We start from the raw sequence: 22,009 nt of genomic DNA on the forward strand, positions 1-22,009 counted from the left end.
GGTCGACACCACGACTGGCCGCCCGGAGCGACGGCGACCGCCATCAGGTGAACGAATCCGGATCGCTACCATGCCGATCATGGAGAAACCGGATCCTCGCCGCACCGCATTGCTCCTTATCGATCTCATGACGCGCATCGTCGAGCAACCCACGGCACCACATGCCGGATCCGCCGTGGTCGCCCGCTCCCTCGCGCTGGCCGACGCGGTGCGAAAGGCAGGAGGTCTCGTCGTCGCCGTGCGGGTCGAGCGGCCAGGCGTTGCGGAGCAGCCACCGGGCAGCGAACTGGTGGAAGGGGTGCTCGGCGACCTGGAGATCGTGAAGCACACCTGGGGCGCATTTCACAACACCGGGTTGGAGGAGGCATTGCGTAAGCACGCCGTCGACACCTTGATCATCACCGGGATCGCCACGAACTTCGGCGTCGAGCAGACCGCGCGCTTCGCCGACGAGTTCGGCTTCACGGTGATTTTGCCCGAGGACGCGGTCACCGCACTCGACGCACACGCCCATGAGTTCGCCTTCGACTACATCTTCCCGCGCATCGCCACTGTCAGCACCACCGCCGAGGTCGTGGCAGCACTGGAGTGAGAGCAAGCAGTAAGCGGCCGGGCGCGCTCCAGGCCCGGCCGAGACGGATGTCTAGTGGGACAGCAGGCCCTGCAGCGTCTGCCGTGCCGCGGAGGCGTACCCGCCCTGCAGGTGCAGCGCGTACGCCTGCAGGCTGAAGCCCTTCCCGAGCCGTTGCGCCGCCTTGGCGAAGAGGGCCTGCATCTGCCCCGCGAAGTAGGCCTTGGCGAGGTCTTCCGCGGTGAAGACGCCCAGGTCGATCAGCGCCTCTACCCCCTCACGCTCGGACTGGTACTGCTCTTTAGGGCGGACCAGCTTGTGGCTGTCACCGGCCCCGGCGACCAGCATGCGCGTGAAGTATTCGGTAGCGCCCTCGTTGAAGCCCCAGCCGAGGATCTTCAGGGTCGCCGGATGCGCCAGGCTATGCACGGCCTCGTGATATTCGACTCCGATGCCGAGCTGGTCGAGTTGGATGAAGATGTGGTCGCCGAAGCACACGCCCGGGGTGTTCGCACCGTATTCGAAGAAATCGTCGTCCTTCCTCCGCGCCTCCTCCACCGCCTCGGCCGAGGCGGGCATCTTCTCCAGCACGAAGACAGCTCCCATCTCGTCGGAGGTCACGTAGTGCACGTGCTCGTCCTGGAGCCACTCGTCCTGTGGGACGTAGGCGCTGATGAGCGACTTGGTCTCCGCGAAGAGTGCCCTGATGGTCTCCGCCTTGAGCGTGTTCGCGAGCCCCAGGCTCTTGGCCTCGACGACGTGCTCGTCCACGTACCCCGACAGCGTGTCGGGGTTGATCAGGACGGATTTGCCGCCGACTGTGATCGAGACGCTGAAGGGTGACAACTGTGTCTCGCCGGGGATCTGTCTCGACTCGGTGCCCCGGCAAAGATAGGTCCCGGGCGGCACAGTGACCTGCTGCCCGGTGTCGTCGATGCCCTTCAGGATGCGTCCCAGAGTGACGGTCTGATCACCCCGCTCGCCCGGCTCGTACTCGGCCCGCCTGCTCTCCCAGAACGGAAGTAGTGCCTCGGCCTCGGCTGCGTAGCTCTCGCCGATACTTGCCGCGGTTGCCTTGTAGGCGGGGTCGCCCAAGGCGCCACGCTCGATCCAGTACTCCATGAGCCCCTGGTAGCTGCCGCACACGTAGAGAGTGCGGTCCGGCCCCTCCAGCCACGCCTCCGGATCGACCTCGATGAAGCCGTAGTCGAAGGAGGCCCCGAGGTCGTTGTCCGAGGCGGCGCCCAGGCCACCCGTATCGTCCTTCTCGTACGCGGGGAGTGCCTTCTTGACCTTGGGCCTTCCGGGGTACGGAGGATTGGTGATCCAGCCTGCTTCGAAGCCCATGACGCACCCTTCGGTCGGGGGATAGACAACCGTGAGTATGTTCGCGATCGCGCATCGCATCCACCCCTTTCCGGAATCGCGTCAATCGGCCAGAAGACCGGCGCGTCGGCCTCTGCGTCAGAGAGAACGTGAGGTGGTATTCGACCTGGTCGACCGGACGGCCGTCGCCGAAGTCGTGCCTTCGTGCCGCACTCGACTCCATGAAGCCGCACACGGCGTAGAAACGGCGTTACCGCGGTGTTTCACGCAGTCGTACGTGGCCGATGCCACTCGGCGGGCGCGCGTCCAGCGCGGCGAGCATGACGCTGCCCTGCTCCCCGGTCAGCACGTTGCGCCACTTGGTGCGCCGTTGTCTCACGCCTTCGACGGAGAATTCCGGGCGGAGAAACCGGCGTAGGCCGCCGTCCAGGTCGCCACATGAATCTCGCCTAGAGCGCGTCTGACACGTGATCACCAAATGCCGGGACCAGGACGGTACCTGGAAAGGTGGGGAGCGTTGTCGAACGCCCCGAAGGAGTCGCAGCGTGAGCGGCTGGAGCGACACCGGCAAGCAGCCGGACGAGGACGAACATCAGCGCTTCAACCGCTACCTTCAGCAGCTGGCGGATGTCTGCCAAGAAGACGAAGCCGAGATGGTGCGGGTGATCCTGCGCGATCCCGATGAGGTGATGGCGCAGTCGGCGGTGGCCCGGCATCTGGACCGACGGGCACACCAGTTGCTCACCGACCCCGGATTCGGCGACTGGTTCCACACCATGGCAACCGAGGTGGGAGAGCAGGGGTTCCTCGGGCGCCGCCTGTACGAATGGACGTTGCTCAGGTCGATCGCCGTCAACGCCCCTTGGAAGCCGGAGGATGTCCTTGCCGCCTCCGACTGGTTCCAGCGCACGGCTGTGCAGATCCTGACGTCACCGACTGCTCTGCGGCTGCTCGCCGGCGATGGAAGGACACGACGTATTCGCACCGCCGCCGACCGCCGGCTCGCCGAGGAACGCCGGTAGCCAACTCGTTTTAGTCCACCACAGGTCTTGGCGATTCCTCAATCGAATCAGTGACCTCTTCGGTGTGAACGCGGGTTGCGCCTCCGTCTGCGATTCTGCGAGCGCCATTGCGTGTCGTTAGTGCGGGCGCCGTCCCGACCAGTGCCTGATCGGACGGTCCCGGATCACGGGGTTCGCTGACTTTTCGCTGACTCCTGCGCCAGCCGGCCGGTCCCTCTCCGCCGACGAAGGGTGCAAATGTGCTCGCGACCGTACCGGCCTTTGCCCACTCTCACTTACTATCCGAGTACGAAAGCCCAACTCGCTCAAGCAATTCAAAGAACAGATCCTCTGCGAGAGGGTCTGCTTCACGACGTAGGATCTCCGCAATCGGATCAGTTGAAGTGTGATATCCCGCATCAGCCGCCCACCTTACTGCCGCCTCAGCCGCCTCCTCAGGTGAGAGGAACAGTTGACCCATTTCGATGCCGTCCTCCCGGAGGTATCCAGCCATGGAATGCGGGGCCAGGCAAGCTGACCATGAACCAGTCGAACGACTGGAAGCCTCTAACGCTACACAGTCGCTGTCCATCACGAAACCAACAAGAGCGGGTGCACCAGTTTCCTGAACCAGGTTCTGCGCAAGAACTCTTGGACTTGGCAAGGAGTCCACAGCGTCCAATTGCCAGACCTGCCACCCGCCCGCTGGATGATTACATTCGTGGGTATAGCCGTCGTAACCCTTCAACGCCTCCAACTCGGGCACCCGGACGTCACACCGTGCGACAACAAGCGCTCCCCAGAAACCCATGGCACTACATGTTGCCCTGTTGCCCGGCCTTCGCATACCCCTGCCCCTGATCACCTCGTACGCCGTCGACCCATCGCGGAGCGGCAGCGGGCCGGGGTCACGTCCACGGAGGTGGTGTATGAGTCTGCCACCGCGTGATCCGTTTCTGCAGGTTAAGCGGTGAGGGTGCCAGGGAGTTGCTCCTGGTTCGGTGTGTCGCCGCAGATCACGCGGAGGCGTGCTTTGGCGAGAATGTCCAGGCCGATATAGCGGCGGGCTTCGGTCCATTCGTCGGTCTGCTCGGCGAGTACGGCGCCGACGAGCCGGATGATGGCGGCGCGGTCGGGGAAGATGCCCACAACGTCGGTGCGCCGGCGGATCTCCTTGTTCAGCCGCTCTTGGGGGTTGTTGGACCAGATCTGCTTCCAGATCTCCCTGGGGAACTGGGCGAATGCCAGCAGGTCGTCGCGGGCGCCGTCGAGGTGGTCAGCGGCGGCCGGGTACTTGGCCGCCAGGGCGTCGATGACCCAGGCGTGCTGGGTACGCACCTGCTCTGCGGTCGGCTGGTCGAAGATGGTCCGCACCAGGGTGGCCACCCACGGCTGGGCCGATTTGGGCACGGTCGTCAGCAGGTTGCGCAGGTAGTGGGTGCGGCAGCGCTGCCAGGACGCGCCGGGCAGGGTGGCGCCGATCGCCTCCACCAGGCCGAGGTGGGCATCGGAGATGACCAGCTGAACGCCGGATAGGCCGCGGGCCACCAGGCCGCGCAGGAATGCCAGCCAGCCCGCGCCGTCCTCACGTGAGGTGACCTCCAGCCCGAGGATCTCCCGCTGGCCGTTGGCGTTGACCGCGGTGGCGACCAGGGCGTGCACGTTGACCGTCCGGCCGCCTTCGCGGACTTTCTGGGTGAGGGCATCCAGCCACACGAAGGTGTACGGGCCTGCGTCCAGCGCCCGGGTGCGGAAGGCCTCCACCTGCTCATCCAGCACCTTGGCCATGGCCGAGACCTGGCTTTGGGAGATTCCGCCGATCCCGAGCTGCTCGACCAGCTTGTCCACCCGCCGCGTTGACACGCCCAGCAGGTAGGAGGTGGCGACGACGCTGATCAGGGCTTGTTCAGCCCGGCGGCGGCGTTCCAGCAGCCAGTTGGGGAAGTACGAGCCCTGCCGCAGCTTGGGTATCTCGAGCTCGACGGTGCCGGCGCGGGTGTCCCACTCCCGCTTGCGGTAACCGTTGCGGGAGTTGGTCCGCTCGCTGCTGCGCTCGCCGTAGGAGGCCCCACACAGGTTGTCGGCTTCGGCCGACATCAACGCCTGAGCCATGGTCTTCACCATGGATCGCAACAGATCCGGATCCTGCGCCTGAATCTGCTCCGCCAGCCAGGCGGCAGGGTCCACACTGTCGTTCACGGCCATCGCTTTCTTCTCCTTCGATCTTGACTTCGCAATCACGAAGGATCACGCGATGGCCGTCCTCATTTCACGACGCCACGCCTCTACCAGCGGAAACTCTTACACCACTTCCGTGGACGCAACCCGGGCCCCGGGGGACGGAGGGGCAAGGCCGGCCTCGCGTGTACGTCAACCTGGTCGCGGTTCCTCGGTCATCGGATGCCATCGGTCACGGCCGGCCATGAGCCGGAGGAGCCGGTCTGCTGGGCTTGCGCCGGGCGCGGCTGGATCTCATGGGACTAGACACTGGACCTGCGGGTTGTCCTACCTCGATGCTTGGCACAGCAGCTTCGGTTGATGCTTTGCACCCCGATCTCAGTGCGCCCACCTGTCGTATCCGGATGGGAACTCTCCGCGGAGCAGGCTGATGAAGGCACGACCGCATGCCAGCAGCGGGCCGGTGGGTAGGTCCGCGTTGAATGACTCCTGTTCGCCGCCCGTGCCGAAGGAGTTCGCCAGATCCTTCGGGATCGCCGGAGACCACGCGAGCAGCCGCCGCTGGACTCGCTCCGACAGGTCAAGGGCAAGTGCGACGCGATCGGGCTCTGTTCCGAGATGCTTGTCCATGCAGGAGGACACGCATCCCATGAAGCCGGCCGTGGCCTGTATCTCCCAGTCAGTTCGGGCGCCAGCGAGCCATGCGGGAGGCTCGGGGATCGTCTTGACCTCCTGCGCCAGGAGGTACAGCCACACTTCTGCCTGATAGTCGTGCACCCAGAAACCAGACCCGCGGTAGTCCATGTTCGAGCTCCCCACATAGGAAGTAGATCACGTACCCCCGCGGAGGGTCTTCACGGGATTCTGGCCGTAGCTGTAATCCGCATTGTCCGCTGTGAAGATGCTGCGTCACAGGATGGTGATCTGCTGAGGAGATTGCACGACGAGGCGACCATTGACGGGTCCCGCCCTTCCGGAGGGGGTAGGGCCGGGATATCACTACGAGTAGACAAGATGCACACCGTCGTGCTGTCTGACCGCTGGTGCGCGGTCGTGCAGGGCGTCGAGCACTCGCACCGCGAAGGCTTCGGTGACCATTTCAGCCACTTCGGCGGGCGTAGCCCAATGAAACCGCTGGACCTCATTATTGAGGGAGAGTTGTCCGCCGGTGGCCTTGCAGCGAAAGACCAAGGCGACGATGCCGCGGGCCATGTTCTTGTAGACGCCGGTCAAAGCGACCGCCCGCTGCCCCGCCTGCGCCGAGGTCTACCGCCGCGACACCTTCCGCCTCATCCGCCCCGGCCTGCTCGGCGGAGACAAGGGCGTACCCGAAACCGTCCGCACCCACCCACGTGTGTTCGCCACCCTGACCGCCCCGAGCTTGGGCCCGCTTCGAACGGCACGACGCGGGTGACCCGTGCATCGGCCAACCCCTCGACCCGGACACCTACGACTACACCGGCCGCGTGTCGTGGAACGCCCACCCCGGGAACCTGTGGCGCCGCTTCACGATCTACCTGCGCCGCCACCTGGCGGCCTCGGCCGGGCTCACTCGCAAGGACTTCGACCGCATGGTTCGGGTGTCCTCCGCCAAGGACGAAGGCGTCATCCCGCCTCCGGCCTGGGCCACCGTCGACCTGCTCAGCGACGCCATCCGCACCGCCGTCAAGGCCGTACGGCTGGATGCTCCCGACCTCGGCCAGCCGACCCGGCACCTGGTGTGGAGCGATCAGGTCGACGTACGGCGGATCGACCCCGGCGAGCTTCACGACGGACATCACCTGTCCGGGCGCGCCGTGGCGACCTACGTCGCCAAGTACGCCACCAAGGCGGCGGAGACCTCCGGCACGCTTGACCGGCGGGTCAAGCCGCACGACCTGCCCACGGTCCACGAGCAGGGCGTCTCCGAGCACGCGGCCCGGCTCATCCGCACACTTCTCCACCAAGAGCCGCACCTACTCGACCACCCGTACGGCTGCCCAAGCGGCGGCGCAAGGCGGGCGACGACCGGATCATCAGCCGTGAGGACCTGGCCGTGCTACTCCCCCACGTCCCTGGCCGCTACCGGGCGCTCGTCGGCCTCGCCGCCGACACCGGCCTTCGCTGGGGTGAATGCATGGGCCTGCGCTGGGACGCCGTCGACCTCGACGCCGGAACCGTACGGGTGGAGCGGGTGGCCGTCGAGGTGGCGGGCACGGTGACGCACAAGCCCTACCCAAGTCCAAGGCCGGCCGGCGGGAAGTCCCCCTTCCGCCCTTCGTCGTCGAACTGCTCGCTGTGCACGGAGGCCGTGGCTCACGTCGCCAAGCACGCGGCCGAGGGGCTGAGGTTCCACGATCTGCGCCACTGCTACGCCACGTGGCTCGTCTCCGACGGCGTCCCCGTGAACGACGTGGCGCGCCTCCTCGGGCACGAGCAGATGTCCACGACGCTCAACCGTTACACGCACTCCTCGCGCGACCGCTACGGCAGGGCTCGGGCGGTCTTCGCTGACTTCTCGCTGACTTCTGCTCCAGATCTGCTTCAGAAACCGGACAATCCTCCTCGCCGCTGATCTCCACGGCGAGGACGGCCCGAGCTAGCGCCAAAGCTTTGAACAGCGAAAAGGCCCGTTGGAGACGTGTCTCCGACGGGCCTTGATCGTGTGGGCGATACTGGGATCGAACCAGTGACCTCTTCGGTGTGAACGAAGCGCTCTCCCGCTGAGCTAATCGCCCGGGATCGCCTGCGCCTTGCGGCGCCGACGGGGAAAACCATACCGCACTCGAGGGGGTGATGGCGAAAGCACGGGCCGGTCGGCTCGATCGTCCCGCCTTCGTCAACACCTTCGAAAGGTTCGCCAGACCCTCCCCGGCGTGGGGGTGTGGTGTCATAGCATCGTGATGCTCCATGCTCGACCTATACGCACGACCTGAGATCATTCGCCCGCAATGGCATCGCCGGCGCGGCCCCGCCGACACGCAAAGCAGAGGTAAGGACAAGCCTGTTGGTGATGTTTGAGCTGGTAGATGACCGAATGTCAAGCTGTGATGTGCGTTACAGAAGGGCCTGGAGGCGGAATCTTTCCTACGGGTCTCTTCGTTCGTCTCGTAGCACGAGCGCCCGGCGAGGCCCGACCGCACAGTGAAGACGCAGTGAAAGCCCCTGACAGGGGACCCGACGACGAAAAGGTTTGGCTGACGATGAACAGCACCACCGTCTCTGCCGAGCTAGGCCTTCGGCTTGTGGTCCCCGACCGTACGACCGTCCCCCTGCTCGCCGGCCTGAGTTACACGGCCGAGGATCCGTACGCCATCCGGATGGCCTTCCACGTGGGGAATGACGAGCCGGTCGAGTGGATCTTCGCCCGCGAGCTGCTGACCGTGGGCATCGTGCGGCGCGTGGGAGACGGAGACGTCCAGGTGTGGCCGGCCCGTTCGGACGGCGAGCGGACGCTCAACATCAGTCTCACCTCGCCCTTCGGCCAGGCCCTGTTCGAGGTGCCCCTGGCCCCCCTCACCGAGTTCCTGCATCGGACCTACGAGCTCGTCTCCGCCGGCCGTGAGACCGACTTCATGGACCTGGACGAGGAGCTCACCAACATGCTTTGGAGCTCTTAGGGACTAGCCAGCCTCCGCTGGATTCCCCGCATCCGCGCGATCTCGATCTGCTGACCGGAGACGACGTCCTGGGCCATCGCCCGCATGGCCCGGTCCCGTCCCCGGCGCAGTTCCTGTGCCGCCATGCCCACCGCGCCCTCGTGGTGCCGGATCATCAGCGTGAGGAACAGCGTGTCGAAGGCGCGCCCCCGCGCCGTACGCAGCCGGGTGAGGTCCTCCTCGCTCGCCATGCCGTAGCCGCTCATCCCGTGATCACCCGTGCCGTGGTCGTGCGCGGGCGGCGGGGTGCGGCCCAGGCTCCGCAGCCACGACTCCATCACGGCGATCTCCGGGCGCTGCCCGTCCGCCACACGGTCCGCCACCGCCGTCACTAGCGGATCGCCGGTCCGCGCCGCGGCCAGCCCCGCCATCTCCAGCGCCTGCCGGTGATGCGGGATCATCGCCTCGGCGAACCGTACGTCCGCGGCCACGGGCCCCGCCTCCGCCGGTGAGCGGGCCGGCCCGGAACCGGACTGTCCGGGGGCGCCGGGGACGATCACCGGGGCGTCGGCGCGCGCCGGTGGAGCGGCTTCGGGCGAGCAGGCGGCCAGCGCCGGCGCAACTGCCAGCACAACCGTTACCAATCCGGTCCACACCGGCCGCGGGCTCGACATAACTTCCATAGTGGGCGATGATCCGCGGACATGGGGGCGACGTGAGCAGACCGAGGCTGAAGGCCGCGCTGGTGGCGTCCGTCCTCCTCCTGGCCCCGGCCTGCGCCTCCGGCGAGCCCGCGCCGTCCCCGGCGGCCGCCCCGACCGGCATCCCCGCCCAGGACGAGATCAGGCACAGCCCCAACATGACACTGGTCGCCAACGTCCCCCTGGCCGCGCCGTTCGACGGCCCGGACGACTGGGGCACCGACATGGCCTTCCAGGGCCGCTACGCGTTCGTGGGCAACTACGGGGGCTTCACGGTGCACGACATCGGCGACCCCCAACACCCCAAGGCCGTCGCCCGGGTCGAGTGCCCCGGCGGGCAGAACGACGTCTCGGTCTCCGGCGACCTGCTGTTCCTGTCGGTGGACGAGCCCCGCACCGACGACACCTGCGCGAGCGACGCCGGAGACCCGGCGGCCGCGGGGGCGTGGGAGGGCATCCGCGTCTTCGACATCTCCGACAAGGCCCACCCGCGCTACCTGAAGTCGGTACGCACGGAGTGCGGCTCCCACACGCACGCCGTCGTGCCGGGCAGGGACGCCGGGACGGTCTACCTGTACGTCTCCTCCCCCGGCCCGGAGCCGGACACGACGAACTGCCGGCCGCCCCACCAGAACATCTCGATCGTGGAGGTTCCCGTCGCCGATCCCGGGAAGGCGCGGGTTGTGGCCAAGCCCGAGCTGTTCGCGGGCAGGCCGGCGGGCGAGGAGGAGACGGGCGGCTGCCACGACATCACCGTCTACCCGGACAAACACCTGGCCGCGGGCGCCTGCTTCGGCGACGGCGTCCTGCTGGACATCTCCGACCCGGTGCATCCCACGCTGCTGCAGACCGTGCGCGACGAGAAGAACTTCTCCATCTGGCACTCGGCCACGTTCAACAACGAGGGCACCAAGGTCGTCTTCAGCGACGAGATGGGCGGCGGGATGGCCGCCACCTGCCTGCCCTCGGTCAGCGCGACCAAGGGCGCGGACGCGATCTACACGCTGACGCCGGAGCGCAGGCTCGTCCGCCAGGGCTACTTCAAGATCCCCCGGGTCCAGAGCGCCGAGGAGAACTGCGTGGCCCACAACGGCGCGCTGGTGCCCGTCCCGGGCCGCGACGTGATGGTGCAGGGGTGGTACATGGGCGGAGTCTCGGTCTGGGACTTCACCGACTCCGCCCATCCCCGGGAGATCGCCTACTTCGAGCGCGGGCCGCTGCCGCCGGATCTTCATCTCGGCGGCTCCTGGTCGGCCTACTACTACAACGGCTACATCTACTCCAGCGACATCACCAAGGGCCTCGACGTGCTGCGCCTGGACGACCGCCGCACCGATCCCGCCAAGGCCGTGCGTCTGAAGGAGCTCAACGCCCAGAGCCAGCACGCCTACTGACGGATCACGGGTCGAGGTCGGCCGCCGAACGCTCGGCGAAGACCTTCATGGCCTCCAGCGTGACCGGCCCGGGCGCCTGCGGCAGCACCTTCCCGTCCACGGCCCTGATCGGCTGGATGTCGCGGGTCGTGGAGGTGAGGAACGCCTCCTCGGCCTCGTACAGCGCCGAGATCGGCACGTCGGCCTCCTCGCCGCCGCACCATTCGAGGGTGAGCGCGCGGGTGACGCCGGCCAGGCAGCCGGAGGAGAGCGTCGGGGTGATCAGGCGCCCGCCGGTGACGATGAAGATGTTGCTCCCGGTGCCCTCGCACAGGTTTCCGGCGAGGTTCTCGAAGATCGCCTCGGCGCCGCCGCGCTCCTTGGCGTACGCCAGGGCCTTGGCGTTGTCGCCGTAGGAGGTGCTCTTGACGCCGGACAGCGCGCCGCGCTCGTTGCGGGGCCAGGGCACCACGACGACGTCGGCGGTGGCGGGGAACGGCGCCTGCTCGCCCACGATGGCGATCGCGTTCGTGCCGGCTGACCCCCGGTCGGAGCCGAGCGGTCCGGGGCCGCTGGTGTAGGTGATCCTGATGCGCGCCAGCGGCCACTTCGGCGCGGCCGCCAGGCAGCGGCGCACGCCGTCGGCGATCGCGGCGAGGTCGGGCTCGGGCAGGTCCATCCGCTTGGCCGACAGCGCCAGCCGGTCGAGGTGGCGGGTCAGCGCGAAGGACTCCCCGTTCACCGCCTTGACCGTCTCGAACACGCCGTCGCCGACCATCAGCCCGTGGTCGTACACCGAGACCACGGCCTTGTCGGGCTCGTACAGCTCTCCGTTCACCCAGATGGGTACAGACATCTCCTGCTCCGTTCGTTACCGATGTCGCGGCCCGCCCGCGGACGCGAGGCCGATGAGCCGAGCGGCCTTGAGCTCGGTCTCGTGCCATTCCCTCAGGGGGTCGGACCCCCAAGTGATGCCCGCGCCCGTACCGAACCGGATCGTGTCGTGCTCGATCCAGAAGGTGCGGATGCCGACCGCCAGCGCCCCCTCGCGCCGGTCGGCGTCGACCCAACCCACGGCCCCACAGTACGGCCCGCGGGGCTCCGGTTCGAGCTCGTTGATGATCCGCAGCGCCGAGGACTTCGGCGCTCCGGTCACCGAACCCGGGGGGAAGGTGGCGGCGAAGATCTCCGGCCAGCCGGCGCCGCCGGCCAGCCGCGCCCGCACCGTGGACACCAGGTGCACGAGCCCGGGGTGCTCCTCGACCGCGAACAGCGAGGGCACAGTCACAGAGCCTACCTCCGCCACACGGCCGAGGTCGTTGCGAACGAGGTCGACGATCATGAGGTTCTCGGCGTAGTCCTTGTCGAGGAGATCGTCCGCCGTCACGCCCGTGCCCTTGATCGGCCGCGACTCGACCACCGCGCCGCTCCTGGACAGGTACAGCTCCGGCGAGGCGGACACGACCGTCAGTCCCGGCACGCCCACGACGGCCGCGTACGGCGCGGGGTTCCCCTCGGCCAGCCGTACGGCGAGGGCGAGGGGGTCCACGTCCGGCGAGGGCAGCGGCGCAGACAGGACGCGGCAGAGGTTGGCCTGGTAGACCTCTCCCCGCTCGATGTAGTCCCTGATCCGCTGGACGCCCCGCTCGTATCCCTCCCGGTCGAGGGACGTGGCCCAGGCGTCGCGGGCGGGTCCCCGCCACGGGCCGCGCGGCGGAGGCAGCGGAGCGGGCCGCACCGTGTCGAACCGCGCGCAGACGACCTTCCCCTCGTACGACACGACCACCGCCCACCAGCCGGAGCCGTCGAGGGCGGCCAGGTCGGTGGTCACCTCCCGCAGGCCGGTGGCCAGATGCCCCCCGATGTGGGCGAAGGCGTCGTACACGTGTCCATTCTCGCGCCCCTGGGCCATCCCGTGGTTCCCCGGCCGAAGCCGTGAATCAGACGGCCCGGCGCGCCAGCAGGCCGAGCAGCGCGCGGGCGGCGGGGAGCGGAGCCGTACGCGGCATGGCGGCGTACACGTTGCGGCGCGGCGCGAACTCGCCGAGCGACCGCAGCGCCACGTCCCCGCGTACGGCGGGCGCGGCCATGGCGGGCACCAGCGTCACCCCGAGCCCCGCGGCCACGTAGCCGAGCTTGCCGGTCCACTCCCCGATCCGCAGGTCGACCCTGGGGGCGAAGCCGGCCCGGGCGCAGGCGGCGCCGAGCATGGTCACGGTGCCGGGAGGGGCGCCCTCGATCCAGCTCTCGTCGCGCAGGTCCCGCAGGTCCACCTTCTCGCATCCGGCCAGCGGGTGGTCGGCGGGCAGGGCGACGAGCAGCTCGTCCTCCATCAGGCGGGTGACCTCGACCTCGGGACCCGCCCCCAGCCCGGAGGGGTAGTCGCTCACCACCGCGATGTCGATCTCCGCGCGGCCGAGCCCGTCCATGAGCACGGTGCTCAGGCCCTCCACCATGCTGACCGCCACCTCAGGGCGGGAGGCCCGCAGCTCGCGCAGGGCGGCGGGGACCAGCACGGCGTTGGCCGTGGCGAACGCGCCGACCCGCAGCCGCCCGCCGCTGCCCTGGTGGATGGCGGCCAGCTCCTCCCCCGCCCGGCCGAGCCGCTCCAGCACCTCACGGGCGTAGCGGTGCAGCGTACGGCCCGCCGGCGTCAGCCGCACCCCCCGGGGCAGCCGCGCGAACAGCGGGCCGCCCGCCTGGGCCTCCAGGGACGCGATGCGCCGGGACACGGCTGACTGGGTGTAGTTGAGCTGCATCGCGGCGGCCGTGAACGACCCCGTACGGGCCACGACGTCGAGCAGCACAAGCGCGTCGGTGTCGAACATGCTCCGATCCATGAGCGAGGGGAATGGACGCCATGCAATCTAGTCGCTGGTGGAATGGTTTCTTCCTCCAATAACGTCCAGGACATGATTGCTTTTCTTGGTTTGGGGCGTATGGGCGTCCCCATGGCCGGCCGCCTCGTCGCCGCCGGTCACAAGGTGACCGTGTGGAACCGTACGCCACGGGACGTGCCGGGCGCGGAGGCGGCCCCCTCCCCCGCCGCGGCCGTCGCCGGAGCGGACGTCGTGATCACCATGTTGAGCGATCCGGACGCCGTGTCCGAGGTGGTGCGGGCGGCGCTGCCGGGGCTGCGGCCGGGGTCGGTGCTGGTGGAGATGTCCACGATCGGCCCCGACGCGGTGCGGCGGCTGCGCGGCCTGCTGCCCGAGAGCACGGGCCTGGTCGACGCCCCCGTGCTGGGCAGCGTGGGCCCGGCCGCCGAGGGCAGTCTGGCCGTGCTCGCGGGGGGCCGCCGAGAGGACCTCGACCGCGTGTCGGACGTGCTGCGGGTCTTCGGGACGGTCCACGAGGCGGGCGGGCCGGGAGCGGGCGCCGCGACCAAGCTCGCCGTGATGAGCGCGCTGGTGACCGCCCAGGTGGGGCTGGCGGAGACGCTGGCCTACGCGGACGACCTCGGGGTCGGCCGCACCGCCCTCCTGGACGTCCTCCGGGCGACGCCGCTGGCCGGGCTCGCGGAGCGGCTGCGGCCGGTGGTCGAGTCGGGCCCGTTCGAGACGAGGTACGCCCTCGGCCTGGCCGCCAAGGACCTGCGGCTGGCCACGGAGGGGCCGGGGAGTCGCCAGACGGTGACCGCCGCCGCCCGTGACCTGCTCGCGGAGGCGGTCACGGCCGGGCTGGCGGGGCACGACCTCACCGCCGTCGTCCCGTTCGCGGCGTCCCGGACGGTACGAACCCCCACGCCGAAGGAGGTGCGGGCGGTCAACCCGCCCTCCGTTCCGGCGACCAACGGGTTCTACTCCCACGCCGTACGCTTCGGGGACCTGCTGTTCGTGTCCGGGCAGGTGGCGCTGGACGAGGACGGGAAGGTCCTCGGCGAGGGCGACATGACCCGGCAGTCCGAGGTCGTGATGGAGAACCTGGGGCGGATCCTGGCCGACCAGGGCTCGTCGCTCGACCGGATCCTGCACATCAGGACGTTCCTGACCGACATGGACCGGCTGCGCGAGTACGGCGCGGTCCGCAGCCGGTTCATCACCGGCGAGCCGCCCGCCAGCACCACCGTGGAGGTCGAACGGCTGTTCAGGCCCGGACTGATGATCGAGGTCGAGGTGGTCGCCGCCCTCTGAGGCCTCAGCCCAGGGGGCCGACGGCGGACTCGGCGGCGGCGACCACGGCGCCGGTCTCGACGAGCCGGACGACCGCCTCGATCTCCGGTGCGAGGAAGCGGTCCGGCCCCGGCCCCGCCACCGGCTCGCGCAGCGCCTCGACCACCGCGCCCGTCCCCGGCGCGGGCGCGTACGGCCTGCGCAGGTCGAGCGCCCTGGCGGCGGTCAGCAGCTCGATCGCGAGCACGCGGGTGAGCCCGTCGACGGCGCGGCGCAGCTTGCGGCCCGCCGACCAGCCCATCGAGACGTGGTCCTCCTGCATGGCGGAGCTCGGGATCGAGTCCACGCTCGCCGGCACCGCCAGCCGCTTGAGCTCGGACACGATCGCCGCCTGCGTGTACTGCGCGATCATGTGGCCGGAGTCGACGCCCGGGTCGTCGGCGAGGAACGCCGGGAGGCCGTGGCTGCGCGCCACGTCCAGCATGCGGTCGGTGCGCCGTTCCGCGATCGACGCGAGGTCGGCCGCCGCGATGGCCAGGAAGTCCAGGACGTACGCCACCGGGGCGCCGTGGAAGTTGCCGTTGGACTCCACCCGCCCGTCGGCGAGCACCACGGGGTTGTCGATGGCGCTGACGATCTCGCGGGCGGCGACGGCGGACGCGTGGGCGAGGGTGTCCCTGGCGGCGCCGGCGACCTGGGGGGCGCAGCGCAGGGAGTAGGCGTCCTGGACGCGGGTGCAGGAGCCGTCGCGGTGGAAGGCCATCACGCCCGATCCGGCGAGCAGCGTCCGCATGTTGGCCGCCGCCAGGGCCTGGCCGGGATGGGGCCGCAGCGCCTGCAGGTCGGCCGCGAACACGTAGTCGGTGCCGAGCAGCGCCTCCACGCTCATCGCGGCGCTGATGTCGGCGGTGGTGAGGAGCCGGGACAGGTCGTGCAGCGCGAGCACCAGCATGCCCAGCATGCCGTCGGTGCCGTTGATCAGCGCGAGCCCCTCCTTGGCGGCCAGTTCGACGGGCTCGACGCCGTGTTCCTTGAGCGCCTCCGCGGTGGGCCGCAGGCGCCCCTCGGCGTCCCTCACGACGCCCTCACCCATGATCGTCAGGGCGACGTGGGAGAGCGGGGCGAGGTCTCCCGAGCAGCCGAGGCTGCCGTACTCGTGGACGACCGGGGTGAGCCGGGCGTTCAGCAGGGACTCCAGCACCCGGGCCGTGGCCGGGCGCACACCGGTGTGCCCGGTGGCGAGCGTGCGCAGGCGCAGCAGCATCATGGCCCGCACGACCTCGGTCTCCACCTCGGGCCCGGAGCCGGCCGCGTGCGAGCGGATGAGGCTGCGCTGGAGCTGGGCGCGCAGCGAGGGGTCGATGTGCCGGGTGGCGAGGGCGCCGAAACCGGTGGAGACGCCGTAGGCCGGGGTGTCGGCCTCCGCGAGCTCCTCGACCCGCCCCCGCGAGGCGGCCATCTCGGCGATCGCGTCGTCCGTCAGACGGACCTGTGCGCCGTACCTCGCGACCCGGACCACGTCGTCGAAGGCGAGCGGTCCCGGGCCGACGGCCACGACCTCGTTGTCGTGCATCGTCCCACTCTTTCACGTCGTACCGCTCGCGCCGTGCGCGCGTGGCGAGTAACCAGCGTATCTCAGCTTAGGTCCTTACATCCAAAGATCCTTTCCAGTCCCTCCCGCCCCGCGCCGGTCAGCCGCAGGGCGCGCGGCACGGTGCCGCGCACCAGCCACTCCCGTGCCAGGAGCCGGTCCAGGACCGCGGCGCCGAGCGCCCCGCCCAGGTGCGGGCGGCGCTCCAGCCAGTCGAGGCAGTCGGGGGCGAACCTGCGCCGGGCGCGGCGCACCCGCTCCACGTCCACGCCGAGCTCCGTCAGCGCCTCCGCGCCGCTCGCGGTCAGCAGGCAGCCGCCGTCGGCCTCGATCAACCCCCCCTCGCGCACCAGCGCGTCGTACAGTTCGACCCCCGCCCGGCCGGCCAGGTGGTCATAGCAACTGCGGGCCTCCCGCAGCAGCCGCGCCTGCCGCGACTGCCGCAGGGACCGTACGGCGACGCGCCCGCTGATCCGGGCCAGCACCTCCAGGGTGCGGGCGACGTCGGGGCCGGCGAGGCGGTAGTAGCGATGCCGTCCCTGTTTGACCACGGTCACCAGGCCCCCGTCGAGGAGCCGGGCCAGGTGGGAGCTCGCGGTGGGGGCGCTCACGCCCGCGATCCTGGCCAGCTCCCCCGCCGCCAGCGCCCTGCCGTCGAGCAGCGCGGTGAGCATGGCGGCGCGGGCGCCGTCGGCGATCAGGGCCGCGACGGGGGCGATGTCGGCGTCCCCCGCGATCTCGGCGTCCCCTCCGATCCCGGCCGTCCCGGGCTCAGGAGCGTCCCCGGCGGTGCCGGGGACAGCGGCGTGCGTGCGGTCATGTGTCACGGACATGCTTCGACGCTAACGCGGGGACGGTTCGACGGAGCTGGAAGCATCGGCCGGAACTCGCGACGTGAGCAGGGAGAACGCCGCTGATTTGGGGAGTCGGCGGGAGATTGGATAAAGTCTTCCCGTGAGCCCGGCCGGACAGAGCCGGGGATGCGGAAGTGGCTCAGTGGTAGAGCATCACCTTGCCAAGGTGAGGGTCGCGGGTTCGAATCCCGTCTTCCGCTCGGAGCTTGACACGGTGGAGTGGCCGAGAGGCGAGGCAGCGGCCTGCAAAGCCGCGTACACGGGTTCAAATCCCGTCTCCACCTCTTGGTTCGTCCAAGGGCGATTAGCTCAGCGGGAGAGCGCTTCCCTGACACGGAAGAGGTCACTGGTTCAATCCCAGTATCGCCCACCAGAAAGTACGACGAAGGCCGGATTCCCCAGGAATCCGGCCTTTCGGTCATACGCCCGGCATCCGCGTGCCCGCCCCGCCGGACTCCCACCTCCGCGCCCGCGGAAGCGCGACGCCCCTGCGGCCCGCACCGGTTCTGGAACCAAGATCCACCGCTACATACCCGATCCAGCCCATGTAAATCGATTGCACCATTTGCGGGACGCTGTCGCAAAAACATCCCTATTCGGCCCAAGTAGGACATCGAGGTTGATTAAATAGCAACCTCGCGAGGCACGAACACGTCTTTGGGGATGACCACTATCGCTACACTTCCCTAACTGGGTGGCGATCCGTGAGGCAGGCAGCCCACCTACTATGAGCGAAGCGGTGGGATCCAGCGATGCACGGTGTGGCCCGGCGGCCTGGCCGCCCCAAGTTGGGGCGCAACTTCGGGCTACTGTGGTCGGGGTCCGTCATATCCCTGGTCGGAACGGTCAACACCACCGTCGCGGTCCCCCTTGTGGCGCTCATGCTCACCGGGTCCGCGTTCGACGCGGGTCTCACCGGGTTCGCCGGAACGCTGCCACGCCTCGTCATGCACATTCCCGCCGGCTTCATCGCCGACCGGGTGGACCGACGCAAGGTGCTGGCCTTTGCCCAACTCGGGCGATTTGTGGTGGCCGTATCGGTCGGATTCGCGCTGTTGTCCGGGAATTGCACGATCGAGTGGCTGATCGTGGGGGTCGTCCTCGAAGGTTCCTTCGCCGCTTTCTTCGAAATCGCGGAGATGTCGATAGTGTCGCAGGTCGTCCGGAGGGACGATCTCGACGAGGCCTCGGCACGCAACGAGGGCCGCAATTTCGTGGCGACCCTCTCCGGGCGTCCCCTCGGCGGCGCGCTCAGCGCGCTGGGCGCGGGTTTCCCCTTCTTCGCCGCGGCGGGGGCGCTGCTGGTTTCGACGGGTCTCTTCTACCGGCTCGGCCGGCGGGATCCCCTCGTTCCGCTCCCGCCGCGCGACCGCACCACGGGGTTCCGGCGTCGGGCACTGGTCGGCTTCGGGATCCTCCGGGACGACCCGTTGCTCCGCCGTACGGTGGCGATCTGCGCGCTCACCAACTTCCTGTTCCAGGTCGTCACCCTCGACATGATCGTGATGGCCAGGCAGGATCAGGTCTCGCCGGCCCTGGTGGGCGTTCTGCTCGCGGCCTCGGGGGTCGGCGGTCTGCTGGGCGCCTCGTTCGCGCCCAGGCTTCTCGGCTGGCTGAAACAGCCCGGCAGGGCCGTGAGCGCATGTGTCATCAGCTGGTGGTTCGCCTTGTGCCTCTTCGCGGCTGTGCATCATCCGCTGGGATGGCTTCTCGCCTGGGCGGCGGTGGGATTCACCGGATCGCAGATGAGCGTGTTGCGCGGGACTTATCAGGCGACGGTCGTACGGCCGGAATGGCAGGGCCTGGTGAGCGGCTTCAACCAGTTCCTGACCCATGGCGCCGTCTTTCCGCTGGCGCACATCTTCGGCGGCGGTGCGATCGAGGCCCTCGGCCCGACGACGATCGCCGTGGCCACCGCCGGGACGGCGACCGCTCTCCTGGTGCTGAACATCGCCAGGGGCTGGCACAACTTGCAGTGGAGCGACCAGAGCCTGCACAAACCCGGGCAGGCACCGTTGTGCCGGGAGGGCTCGGATAGGAGCATTGGCCCGTGGTTGTCTGGATCGGCCTTATCACGTCGCTCATCACCGGCACGAGTGCCGTCTTAGCGGTGATCGCGACTCAGTCGGCCACGACGCGACGCGAAGCGGCGGCCAGGGAGCGAGAACGGCAGGACGCCGCGGATCGCGAGCGCAGGGGGCGGCACGAGCGGCTGATCGAGGCGGCCATGAAGCTGCGTGCCCACCTGGAGTTCATCGGAAGATCACGCTGGCCGGACATGGACGCGCGGCTCGCGCGGCTGGAGGAACTCGCCACCGAGGTCTCCGTCGCGTCGGGGATCACCGCCCGGCACGAGGACCCGGACACCATCAGAGCGGCACGCGCTCTGTCGAAGATCGCCGTCGAGCTGGCCGCCGAGGTGGCCGCCGCCGTCGGTCCCGAAGGGGAACTGCGCAGCCTCATCCCCTTCGGGCCGTTCGATGAACGGCTGGACGAGTTCCTCGCGCTGGCAGGCCGCGGCTCAGCGGTCGTGCCCCTGGTCGAGTAGGCGCCTGGCCGACTCCTTCTGCCGGGGAGACAGGGGCGGCTCCGTGGCGGCGATCGCCTGCCGGGCCAGCTCGGCCGCTTTGTCGCAGTCGCCGCTGAGGGTCTCGACCCGGGCGGCGTAGAGGAGGGCGGGCCCGTTCGTCGGCCCCTCCGCCACGATGGCGTCGACCTCACGCTCCGCCTCCGCGGGGCCGAGCTGTTCGAGGGTGGCCAGGGCCAGCGCACGGGCGGCCCGGGTCGCGGGCCAGGTGCGGCTGCTCACCCGCCGCAGGTCGCGCATGGCGGCCTCGGCACGGCCCTGCTCGGCGTTGAACTCCCCGCGCGCCCGCAGGGCCGTCAACTGATCGCCCTCGTCCCGCAGGACGCTGTCGAGTTCCGTCATCGCCCGGCTCCGGTGATCCGTCAGCCAGAGCGCACGCGCCAGCTCCGTGCGCAGGGCGAGGTCCCGCGGCAGGAGGCTCTTGGCCTCCTCGAATTTGCGCACCGCCGACGAAAGCTCGCCCATCTGGGCCATCACCTGCCCGATCGCGCTCAGCATCCGGCCCGCCGCCGCGGAGTCGCCGAGGTCGGCATGGCACTGCAGCGCCAGCCGATACCAGGAGAGCGCCTTGTCGAGATGCTGCCGGACCGTCTCTTCCTGGTGCGCACGATCCGAAGGACTGTCCGCCTCGGAAAGGATCGCCTGCACGGCACGAGCGCGTTCGATCTGGATGTCGCCGAGCAGGGTGTGGATCTCCGCCACCGATGTCGCCTCGGCGACTTCCAGGGCGTTGAAGGCCTGTTCTTCCGCGCCGTCCAGATCTCCCGCGGTGAGAGCGGTCACGGCGGATCCCACGCCTGCCCTTGTGCCGGGAGGAGCGATCGATTGAAGGCGGGTGAGGGCGGACCGGAAGTCGTCGTGCAGGAGGCGTATCCCGTCACCCAGAACCGACCGCAGGAGATGCCGGTCCTCGAGGGCGTGCACGATCGGGTTGCTCATCCCGGCGGTCTCCGCCGTCCCCTGTTTGACGGAGTGCCCGTCCGCGAAGGCCGCGACGGCCCACGCGTGCAGCGAGGCGGGATCCTGCCCGAAGGCGCCCCCCACCTCGGCGAGCACGCCGCTCAGGAAATACGCGAGGGCGTTCCCGGAGTCGGCGAGCCTGAAGACGTGCTCGGGGCGGATGAGCTGGAGCGTCGGGGGTAGCCTCGCCCAGAGCCACTGGCAGACGATCTGCAGGACGACCGGCTCGACCGCGTCACCGCCCAGTACGTCGAGGAGCTGGGCGGCGGCCTCCGAGGTGAACCTCCGCGCGGTCCCCTCGGCTGGACGGCGGATCGCGTCGAGCGCGGCCTCCGCGCCCAGGGGTCCGATCGTCAGCCATTCGGCGCGGCCGACCAGAGCGCCGTAGTGACCCAGGTCGTCGCGCCGGCTCTCCCGGACGACCAGGAGCAGCCGTAGCTCCGGATGGCTGTCGAGCGCGTCGACGAGCTCGTCGACAAACGGCTCCCGGAACTGCGCCCGATAGGGGCCGCCCAGGAAGAACTCCTCGAACTGGTCGACGGCGACGAGCAGCGGGCCGGGCTGCCGGCGGAGCAGGCGGGTCACATAGTCCGTCAGGCTCATGCCCGCCAGAACGCCGACGGGTTCCAGCGGCGCCAGTGTGGTGAGCAACGAGAGCGTCCAGGGGTTGTGGCCGGGCGGAAGGGCCGCGACCGGACCGCCGATGAATCGGCCCACCCGCCCGACGCGCGCGTGCGGGAGTCCCGGGAGCACGCCTGCCTGGAGCAGCGATGTCTTGCCCGATCCGGTGTCGCCGCTGAGGACCGTCAACGGAAACCGTGACCACGACCGGGTCAGTTCCCGTGACTCCTCGGCCCGGCCGAAGAAGACCGCGGCGTCGGCCGTCTGGAAAGGGCTGGCTCCGGGATAGGGATGCCGTCGGCTCCCAGGAGCGTCATGAGCGCTCATCGGCCGGGTCGGCCCCATCACGCCGCGCCGGACCCGCGACGGACTGGAAGCCGGCGACGGGCGCCGCCGACTTGGTGTCGGCGAGGATCCTTTGCAACGCGAGGAACAGGGCGGAGTCGTCGCAGCTGTCCAGCGTTTTCGGATCGAGTTTCGGCAGACCGATCGTCCCGGAGCGCTGAATAACGGCCTGTTCGAACACCACGCCACTCCCGCCCGATTAATCCGATTC

21 protein-coding genes, 4 tRNA genes and 1 pseudogene are annotated in these 22,009 nt (G+C 69.4%); 12 read left to right on the forward strand and 14 right to left on the reverse strand.

Annotated elements, in window-relative coordinates; all coding sequences use genetic code 11:
- Window positions 1-79 precede the first annotated feature (79 nt).
- Window positions 80-592 (forward strand): isochorismatase family protein, encoded by a 513-nt coding sequence (locus FH610_RS15640; protein WP_139575150.1) that lies wholly within the window; start codon window positions 80-82, stop codon window positions 590-592.
- A gap of 51 nt (window positions 593-643) precedes the next feature.
- On the opposite strand, the gene FH610_RS15645 is transcribed toward FH610_RS15640, so the two are convergent.
- Both FH610_RS15645 and FH610_RS45210 read right to left on the reverse strand, forming a co-directional pair.
- Complete coding sequence (locus tag FH610_RS15645; protein WP_139575151.1) at window positions 644-1,918, reverse strand: hypothetical protein; 1,275 nt, start codon at window positions 1,916-1,918, stop codon at window positions 644-646.
- A gap of 229 nt (window positions 1,919-2,147) precedes the next feature.
- Window positions 2,148-2,276, reverse strand: coding sequence for a hypothetical protein (locus FH610_RS45210; RefSeq protein ID WP_276607671.1), 129 nt, complete (start codon window positions 2,274-2,276; stop codon window positions 2,148-2,150).
- A 166-nt stretch (window positions 2,277-2,442) separates the two neighbouring features.
- On the opposite strand from FH610_RS45210, the gene FH610_RS15655 reads away from it, so the two are divergent.
- Entirely contained in the window at window positions 2,443-2,919 is a 477-nt protein-coding gene (locus FH610_RS15655) for a hypothetical protein (RefSeq protein WP_139575152.1), read from the forward strand.
- Between the two features lie 942 nt (window positions 2,920-3,861).
- Here the strand turns inward: FH610_RS15655 and FH610_RS15660 are convergent.
- From FH610_RS15660 to FH610_RS15670, 3 genes are all read right to left on the reverse strand, one after another.
- Window positions 3,862-5,103, reverse strand: coding sequence for an IS256 family transposase (locus tag FH610_RS15660; RefSeq protein ID WP_139575153.1), 1,242 nt, complete (start codon window positions 5,101-5,103; stop codon window positions 3,862-3,864).
- A 351-nt stretch (window positions 5,104-5,454) separates the two neighbouring features.
- Window positions 5,455-5,880, reverse strand: a complete 426-nt coding sequence (locus FH610_RS15665; RefSeq protein ID WP_205825802.1) for a hypothetical protein — start codon at window positions 5,878-5,880, stop codon at window positions 5,455-5,457.
- Window positions 5,881-6,075: 195 nt separating this feature from the next.
- Window positions 6,076-6,309, reverse strand: coding sequence for an NUDIX hydrolase (locus FH610_RS15670; protein ID WP_139575155.1), 234 nt, complete (start codon window positions 6,307-6,309; stop codon window positions 6,076-6,078).
- 58 nt (window positions 6,310-6,367) lie between these two features.
- On the opposite strand from FH610_RS15670, the pseudogene FH610_RS45475 reads away from it, so the two are divergent.
- Window positions 6,368-6,956 (forward strand): annotated as a pseudogene (locus FH610_RS45475) (replication initiator); the annotation flags it as partial.
- 155 nt (window positions 6,957-7,111) lie between these two features.
- Window positions 7,112-7,630, forward strand: a complete 519-nt coding sequence (locus FH610_RS15680) for a tyrosine-type recombinase/integrase (RefSeq protein ID WP_205825803.1) — start codon at window positions 7,112-7,114, stop codon at window positions 7,628-7,630.
- A gap of 91 nt (window positions 7,631-7,721) precedes the next feature.
- On the opposite strand, the gene FH610_RS15685 is transcribed toward FH610_RS15680, so the two are convergent.
- Window positions 7,722-7,793: transfer RNA gene (locus FH610_RS15685), tRNA-Val, on the reverse strand.
- A 465-nt stretch (window positions 7,794-8,258) separates the two neighbouring features.
- Between FH610_RS15685 and FH610_RS15690 the strand changes: the two genes are divergently transcribed.
- Window positions 8,259-8,675, forward strand: coding sequence for an SsgA family sporulation/cell division regulator (locus tag FH610_RS15690; RefSeq protein ID WP_139575157.1), 417 nt, complete (start codon window positions 8,259-8,261; stop codon window positions 8,673-8,675).
- On the opposite strand, the gene FH610_RS15695 is transcribed toward FH610_RS15690, so the two are convergent.
- Window positions 8,672-9,286 carry a DUF305 domain-containing protein gene (locus FH610_RS15695; RefSeq protein WP_240808988.1) on the reverse strand — a complete coding sequence of 205 codons (615 nt, stop codon included), beginning with the start codon at window positions 9,284-9,286 and terminating at the stop codon, window positions 8,672-8,674. The genes FH610_RS15690 and FH610_RS15695 overlap by 4 nt on opposite strands.
- Before the next feature lie 83 nt (window positions 9,287-9,369).
- On the opposite strand from FH610_RS15695, the gene FH610_RS15700 reads away from it, so the two are divergent.
- Window positions 9,370-10,749 (forward strand): LVIVD repeat-containing protein, encoded by a 1,380-nt coding sequence (locus tag FH610_RS15700; protein ID WP_240808989.1) that lies wholly within the window; start codon window positions 9,370-9,372, stop codon window positions 10,747-10,749.
- Between the two features lie 4 nt (window positions 10,750-10,753).
- Here the strand turns inward: FH610_RS15700 and FH610_RS15705 are convergent, their stop codons facing one another.
- The 3 genes from FH610_RS15705 to FH610_RS15715 are packed head-to-tail and all read right to left on the reverse strand — an operon-like array spanning window position 10,754 to window position 13,556.
- A complete protein-coding gene (locus tag FH610_RS15705) occupies window positions 10,754-11,584 on the reverse strand; it encodes an aminotransferase class IV (RefSeq protein ID WP_139575160.1) in 831 nt (276 codons plus the stop codon).
- Window positions 11,585-11,599: 15 nt separating this feature from the next.
- Window positions 11,600-12,640, reverse strand: a complete 1,041-nt coding sequence (locus FH610_RS15710; protein WP_139575161.1) for a chorismate-binding protein — start codon at window positions 12,638-12,640, stop codon at window positions 11,600-11,602.
- A 28-nt stretch (window positions 12,641-12,668) separates the two neighbouring features.
- Window positions 12,669-13,556 carry a LysR family transcriptional regulator gene (locus tag FH610_RS15715; RefSeq protein ID WP_139575162.1) on the reverse strand — a complete coding sequence of 296 codons (888 nt, stop codon included), beginning with the start codon at window positions 13,554-13,556 and terminating at the stop codon, window positions 12,669-12,671.
- 84 nt (window positions 13,557-13,640) lie between these two features.
- Here FH610_RS15715 and FH610_RS15720 point away from each other — a divergent pair, with 84 nt between their 5' ends.
- The gene (locus FH610_RS15720; protein WP_139575163.1) at window positions 13,641-14,861 is read left to right on the forward strand and encodes an NAD(P)-binding domain-containing protein; all 1,221 of its coding nucleotides are present in this window, start codon (window positions 13,641-13,643) and stop codon (window positions 14,859-14,861) included.
- A 4-nt stretch (window positions 14,862-14,865) separates the two neighbouring features.
- On the opposite strand, the gene hutH is transcribed toward FH610_RS15720, so the two are convergent.
- Window positions 14,866-16,413: a histidine ammonia-lyase gene (gene hutH / locus FH610_RS15725; RefSeq protein ID WP_139575164.1), complete on the reverse strand. Its 1,548-nt coding sequence runs from the start codon at window positions 16,411-16,413 to the stop codon at window positions 14,866-14,868.
- A gap of 62 nt (window positions 16,414-16,475) precedes the next feature.
- Window positions 16,476-17,264 carry an ArsR/SmtB family transcription factor gene (locus FH610_RS15730; RefSeq protein WP_139575165.1) on the reverse strand — a complete coding sequence of 263 codons (789 nt, stop codon included), beginning with the start codon at window positions 17,262-17,264 and terminating at the stop codon, window positions 16,476-16,478.
- 149 nt (window positions 17,265-17,413) lie between these two features.
- Here FH610_RS15730 and FH610_RS15735 point away from each other — a divergent pair.
- The 5 genes from FH610_RS15735 (at window position 17,414) to FH610_RS15755 (ending at window position 19,833) form a co-directional block, all read left to right on the forward strand.
- Window positions 17,414-17,485: transfer RNA gene (locus tag FH610_RS15735), tRNA-Gly, on the forward strand.
- Window positions 17,486-17,498: 13 nt separating this feature from the next.
- A tRNA-Cys gene (locus tag FH610_RS15740) sits at window positions 17,499-17,569 on the forward strand.
- Window positions 17,570-17,583: 14 nt separating this feature from the next.
- Window positions 17,584-17,658 (forward strand) — tRNA-Val (locus FH610_RS15745).
- A 379-nt stretch (window positions 17,659-18,037) separates the two neighbouring features.
- Complete coding sequence (locus FH610_RS15750) at window positions 18,038-19,393, forward strand: MFS transporter (RefSeq protein WP_139575166.1); 1,356 nt, start codon at window positions 18,038-18,040, stop codon at window positions 19,391-19,393.
- A 2-nt stretch (window positions 19,394-19,395) separates the two neighbouring features.
- Window positions 19,396-19,833 carry a hypothetical protein gene (locus tag FH610_RS15755; RefSeq protein WP_139575167.1) on the forward strand — a complete coding sequence of 146 codons (438 nt, stop codon included), beginning with the start codon at window positions 19,396-19,398 and terminating at the stop codon, window positions 19,831-19,833.
- Here FH610_RS15755 and FH610_RS15760 read toward each other — a convergent pair.
- Both FH610_RS15760 and FH610_RS15765 read right to left on the reverse strand, forming a co-directional pair.
- The gene (locus FH610_RS15760) at window positions 19,807-21,780 is read right to left on the reverse strand and encodes an ATP-binding protein (RefSeq protein WP_139575168.1); all 1,974 of its coding nucleotides are present in this window, start codon (window positions 21,778-21,780) and stop codon (window positions 19,807-19,809) included. The two genes, FH610_RS15755 and FH610_RS15760, sit on opposite strands and share 27 nt — an antisense overlap.
- Complete coding sequence (locus FH610_RS15765) at window positions 21,767-21,982, reverse strand: hypothetical protein (protein WP_139575169.1); 216 nt, start codon at window positions 21,980-21,982, stop codon at window positions 21,767-21,769. The genes FH610_RS15760 and FH610_RS15765 overlap by 14 nt, the downstream gene beginning before the upstream one ends.
- Window positions 21,983-22,009: the final 27 nt, after the last annotated feature.

The sequence above is a fragment of the Microbispora catharanthi genome (assembly GCF_006334915.2).
Taxonomy (GTDB): Bacteria; Actinomycetota; Actinomycetes; order Streptosporangiales; family Streptosporangiaceae; genus Microbispora; species Microbispora catharanthi.

Bases quoted from the DNA above. Each gene is read 5' to 3' on its own strand.
- FH610_RS15640 (WP_139575150.1), top strand. From the start codon at position 80: ATGGAGAAACCGGATCCTCGCCGCACCGCATTGCTCCTTATCGATCTC.
- FH610_RS15645 (WP_139575151.1), bottom strand. From the start codon at position 1,918: ATGGGCTTCGAAGCAGGCTGGATCACCAATCCTCCGTACCCCGGAAGG.
- FH610_RS15660 (WP_139575153.1), bottom strand. From the start codon at position 5,103: ATGGCCGTGAACGACAGTGTGGACCCTGCCGCCTGGCTGGCGGAGCAG.
- FH610_RS15665 (WP_205825802.1), bottom strand. From the start codon at position 5,880: ATGGACTACCGCGGGTCTGGTTTCTGGGTGCACGACTATCAGGCAGAA.
- FH610_RS15690 (WP_139575157.1), top strand. From the start codon at position 8,259: ATGAACAGCACCACCGTCTCTGCCGAGCTAGGCCTTCGGCTTGTGGTC.
- FH610_RS15705 (WP_139575160.1), bottom strand. From the start codon at position 11,584: ATGTCTGTACCCATCTGGGTGAACGGAGAGCTGTACGAGCCCGACAAG.
- FH610_RS15710 (WP_139575161.1), bottom strand. From the start codon at position 12,640: ATGGCCCAGGGGCGCGAGAATGGACACGTGTACGACGCCTTCGCCCAC.
- FH610_RS15715 (WP_139575162.1), bottom strand. From the start codon at position 13,556: ATGTTCGACACCGACGCGCTTGTGCTGCTCGACGTCGTGGCCCGTACG.
- FH610_RS15720 (WP_139575163.1), top strand. From the start codon at position 13,641: ATGATTGCTTTTCTTGGTTTGGGGCGTATGGGCGTCCCCATGGCCGGC.
- hutH (WP_139575164.1), bottom strand. From the start codon at position 16,413: ATGCACGACAACGAGGTCGTGGCCGTCGGCCCGGGACCGCTCGCCTTC.
- FH610_RS15730 (WP_139575165.1), bottom strand. From the start codon at position 17,264: ATGTCCGTGACACATGACCGCACGCACGCCGCTGTCCCCGGCACCGCC.
- FH610_RS15750 (WP_139575166.1), top strand. From the start codon at position 18,038: ATGCACGGTGTGGCCCGGCGGCCTGGCCGCCCCAAGTTGGGGCGCAAC.
- FH610_RS15760 (WP_139575168.1), bottom strand. From the start codon at position 21,780: ATGAGCGCTCATGACGCTCCTGGGAGCCGACGGCATCCCTATCCCGGA.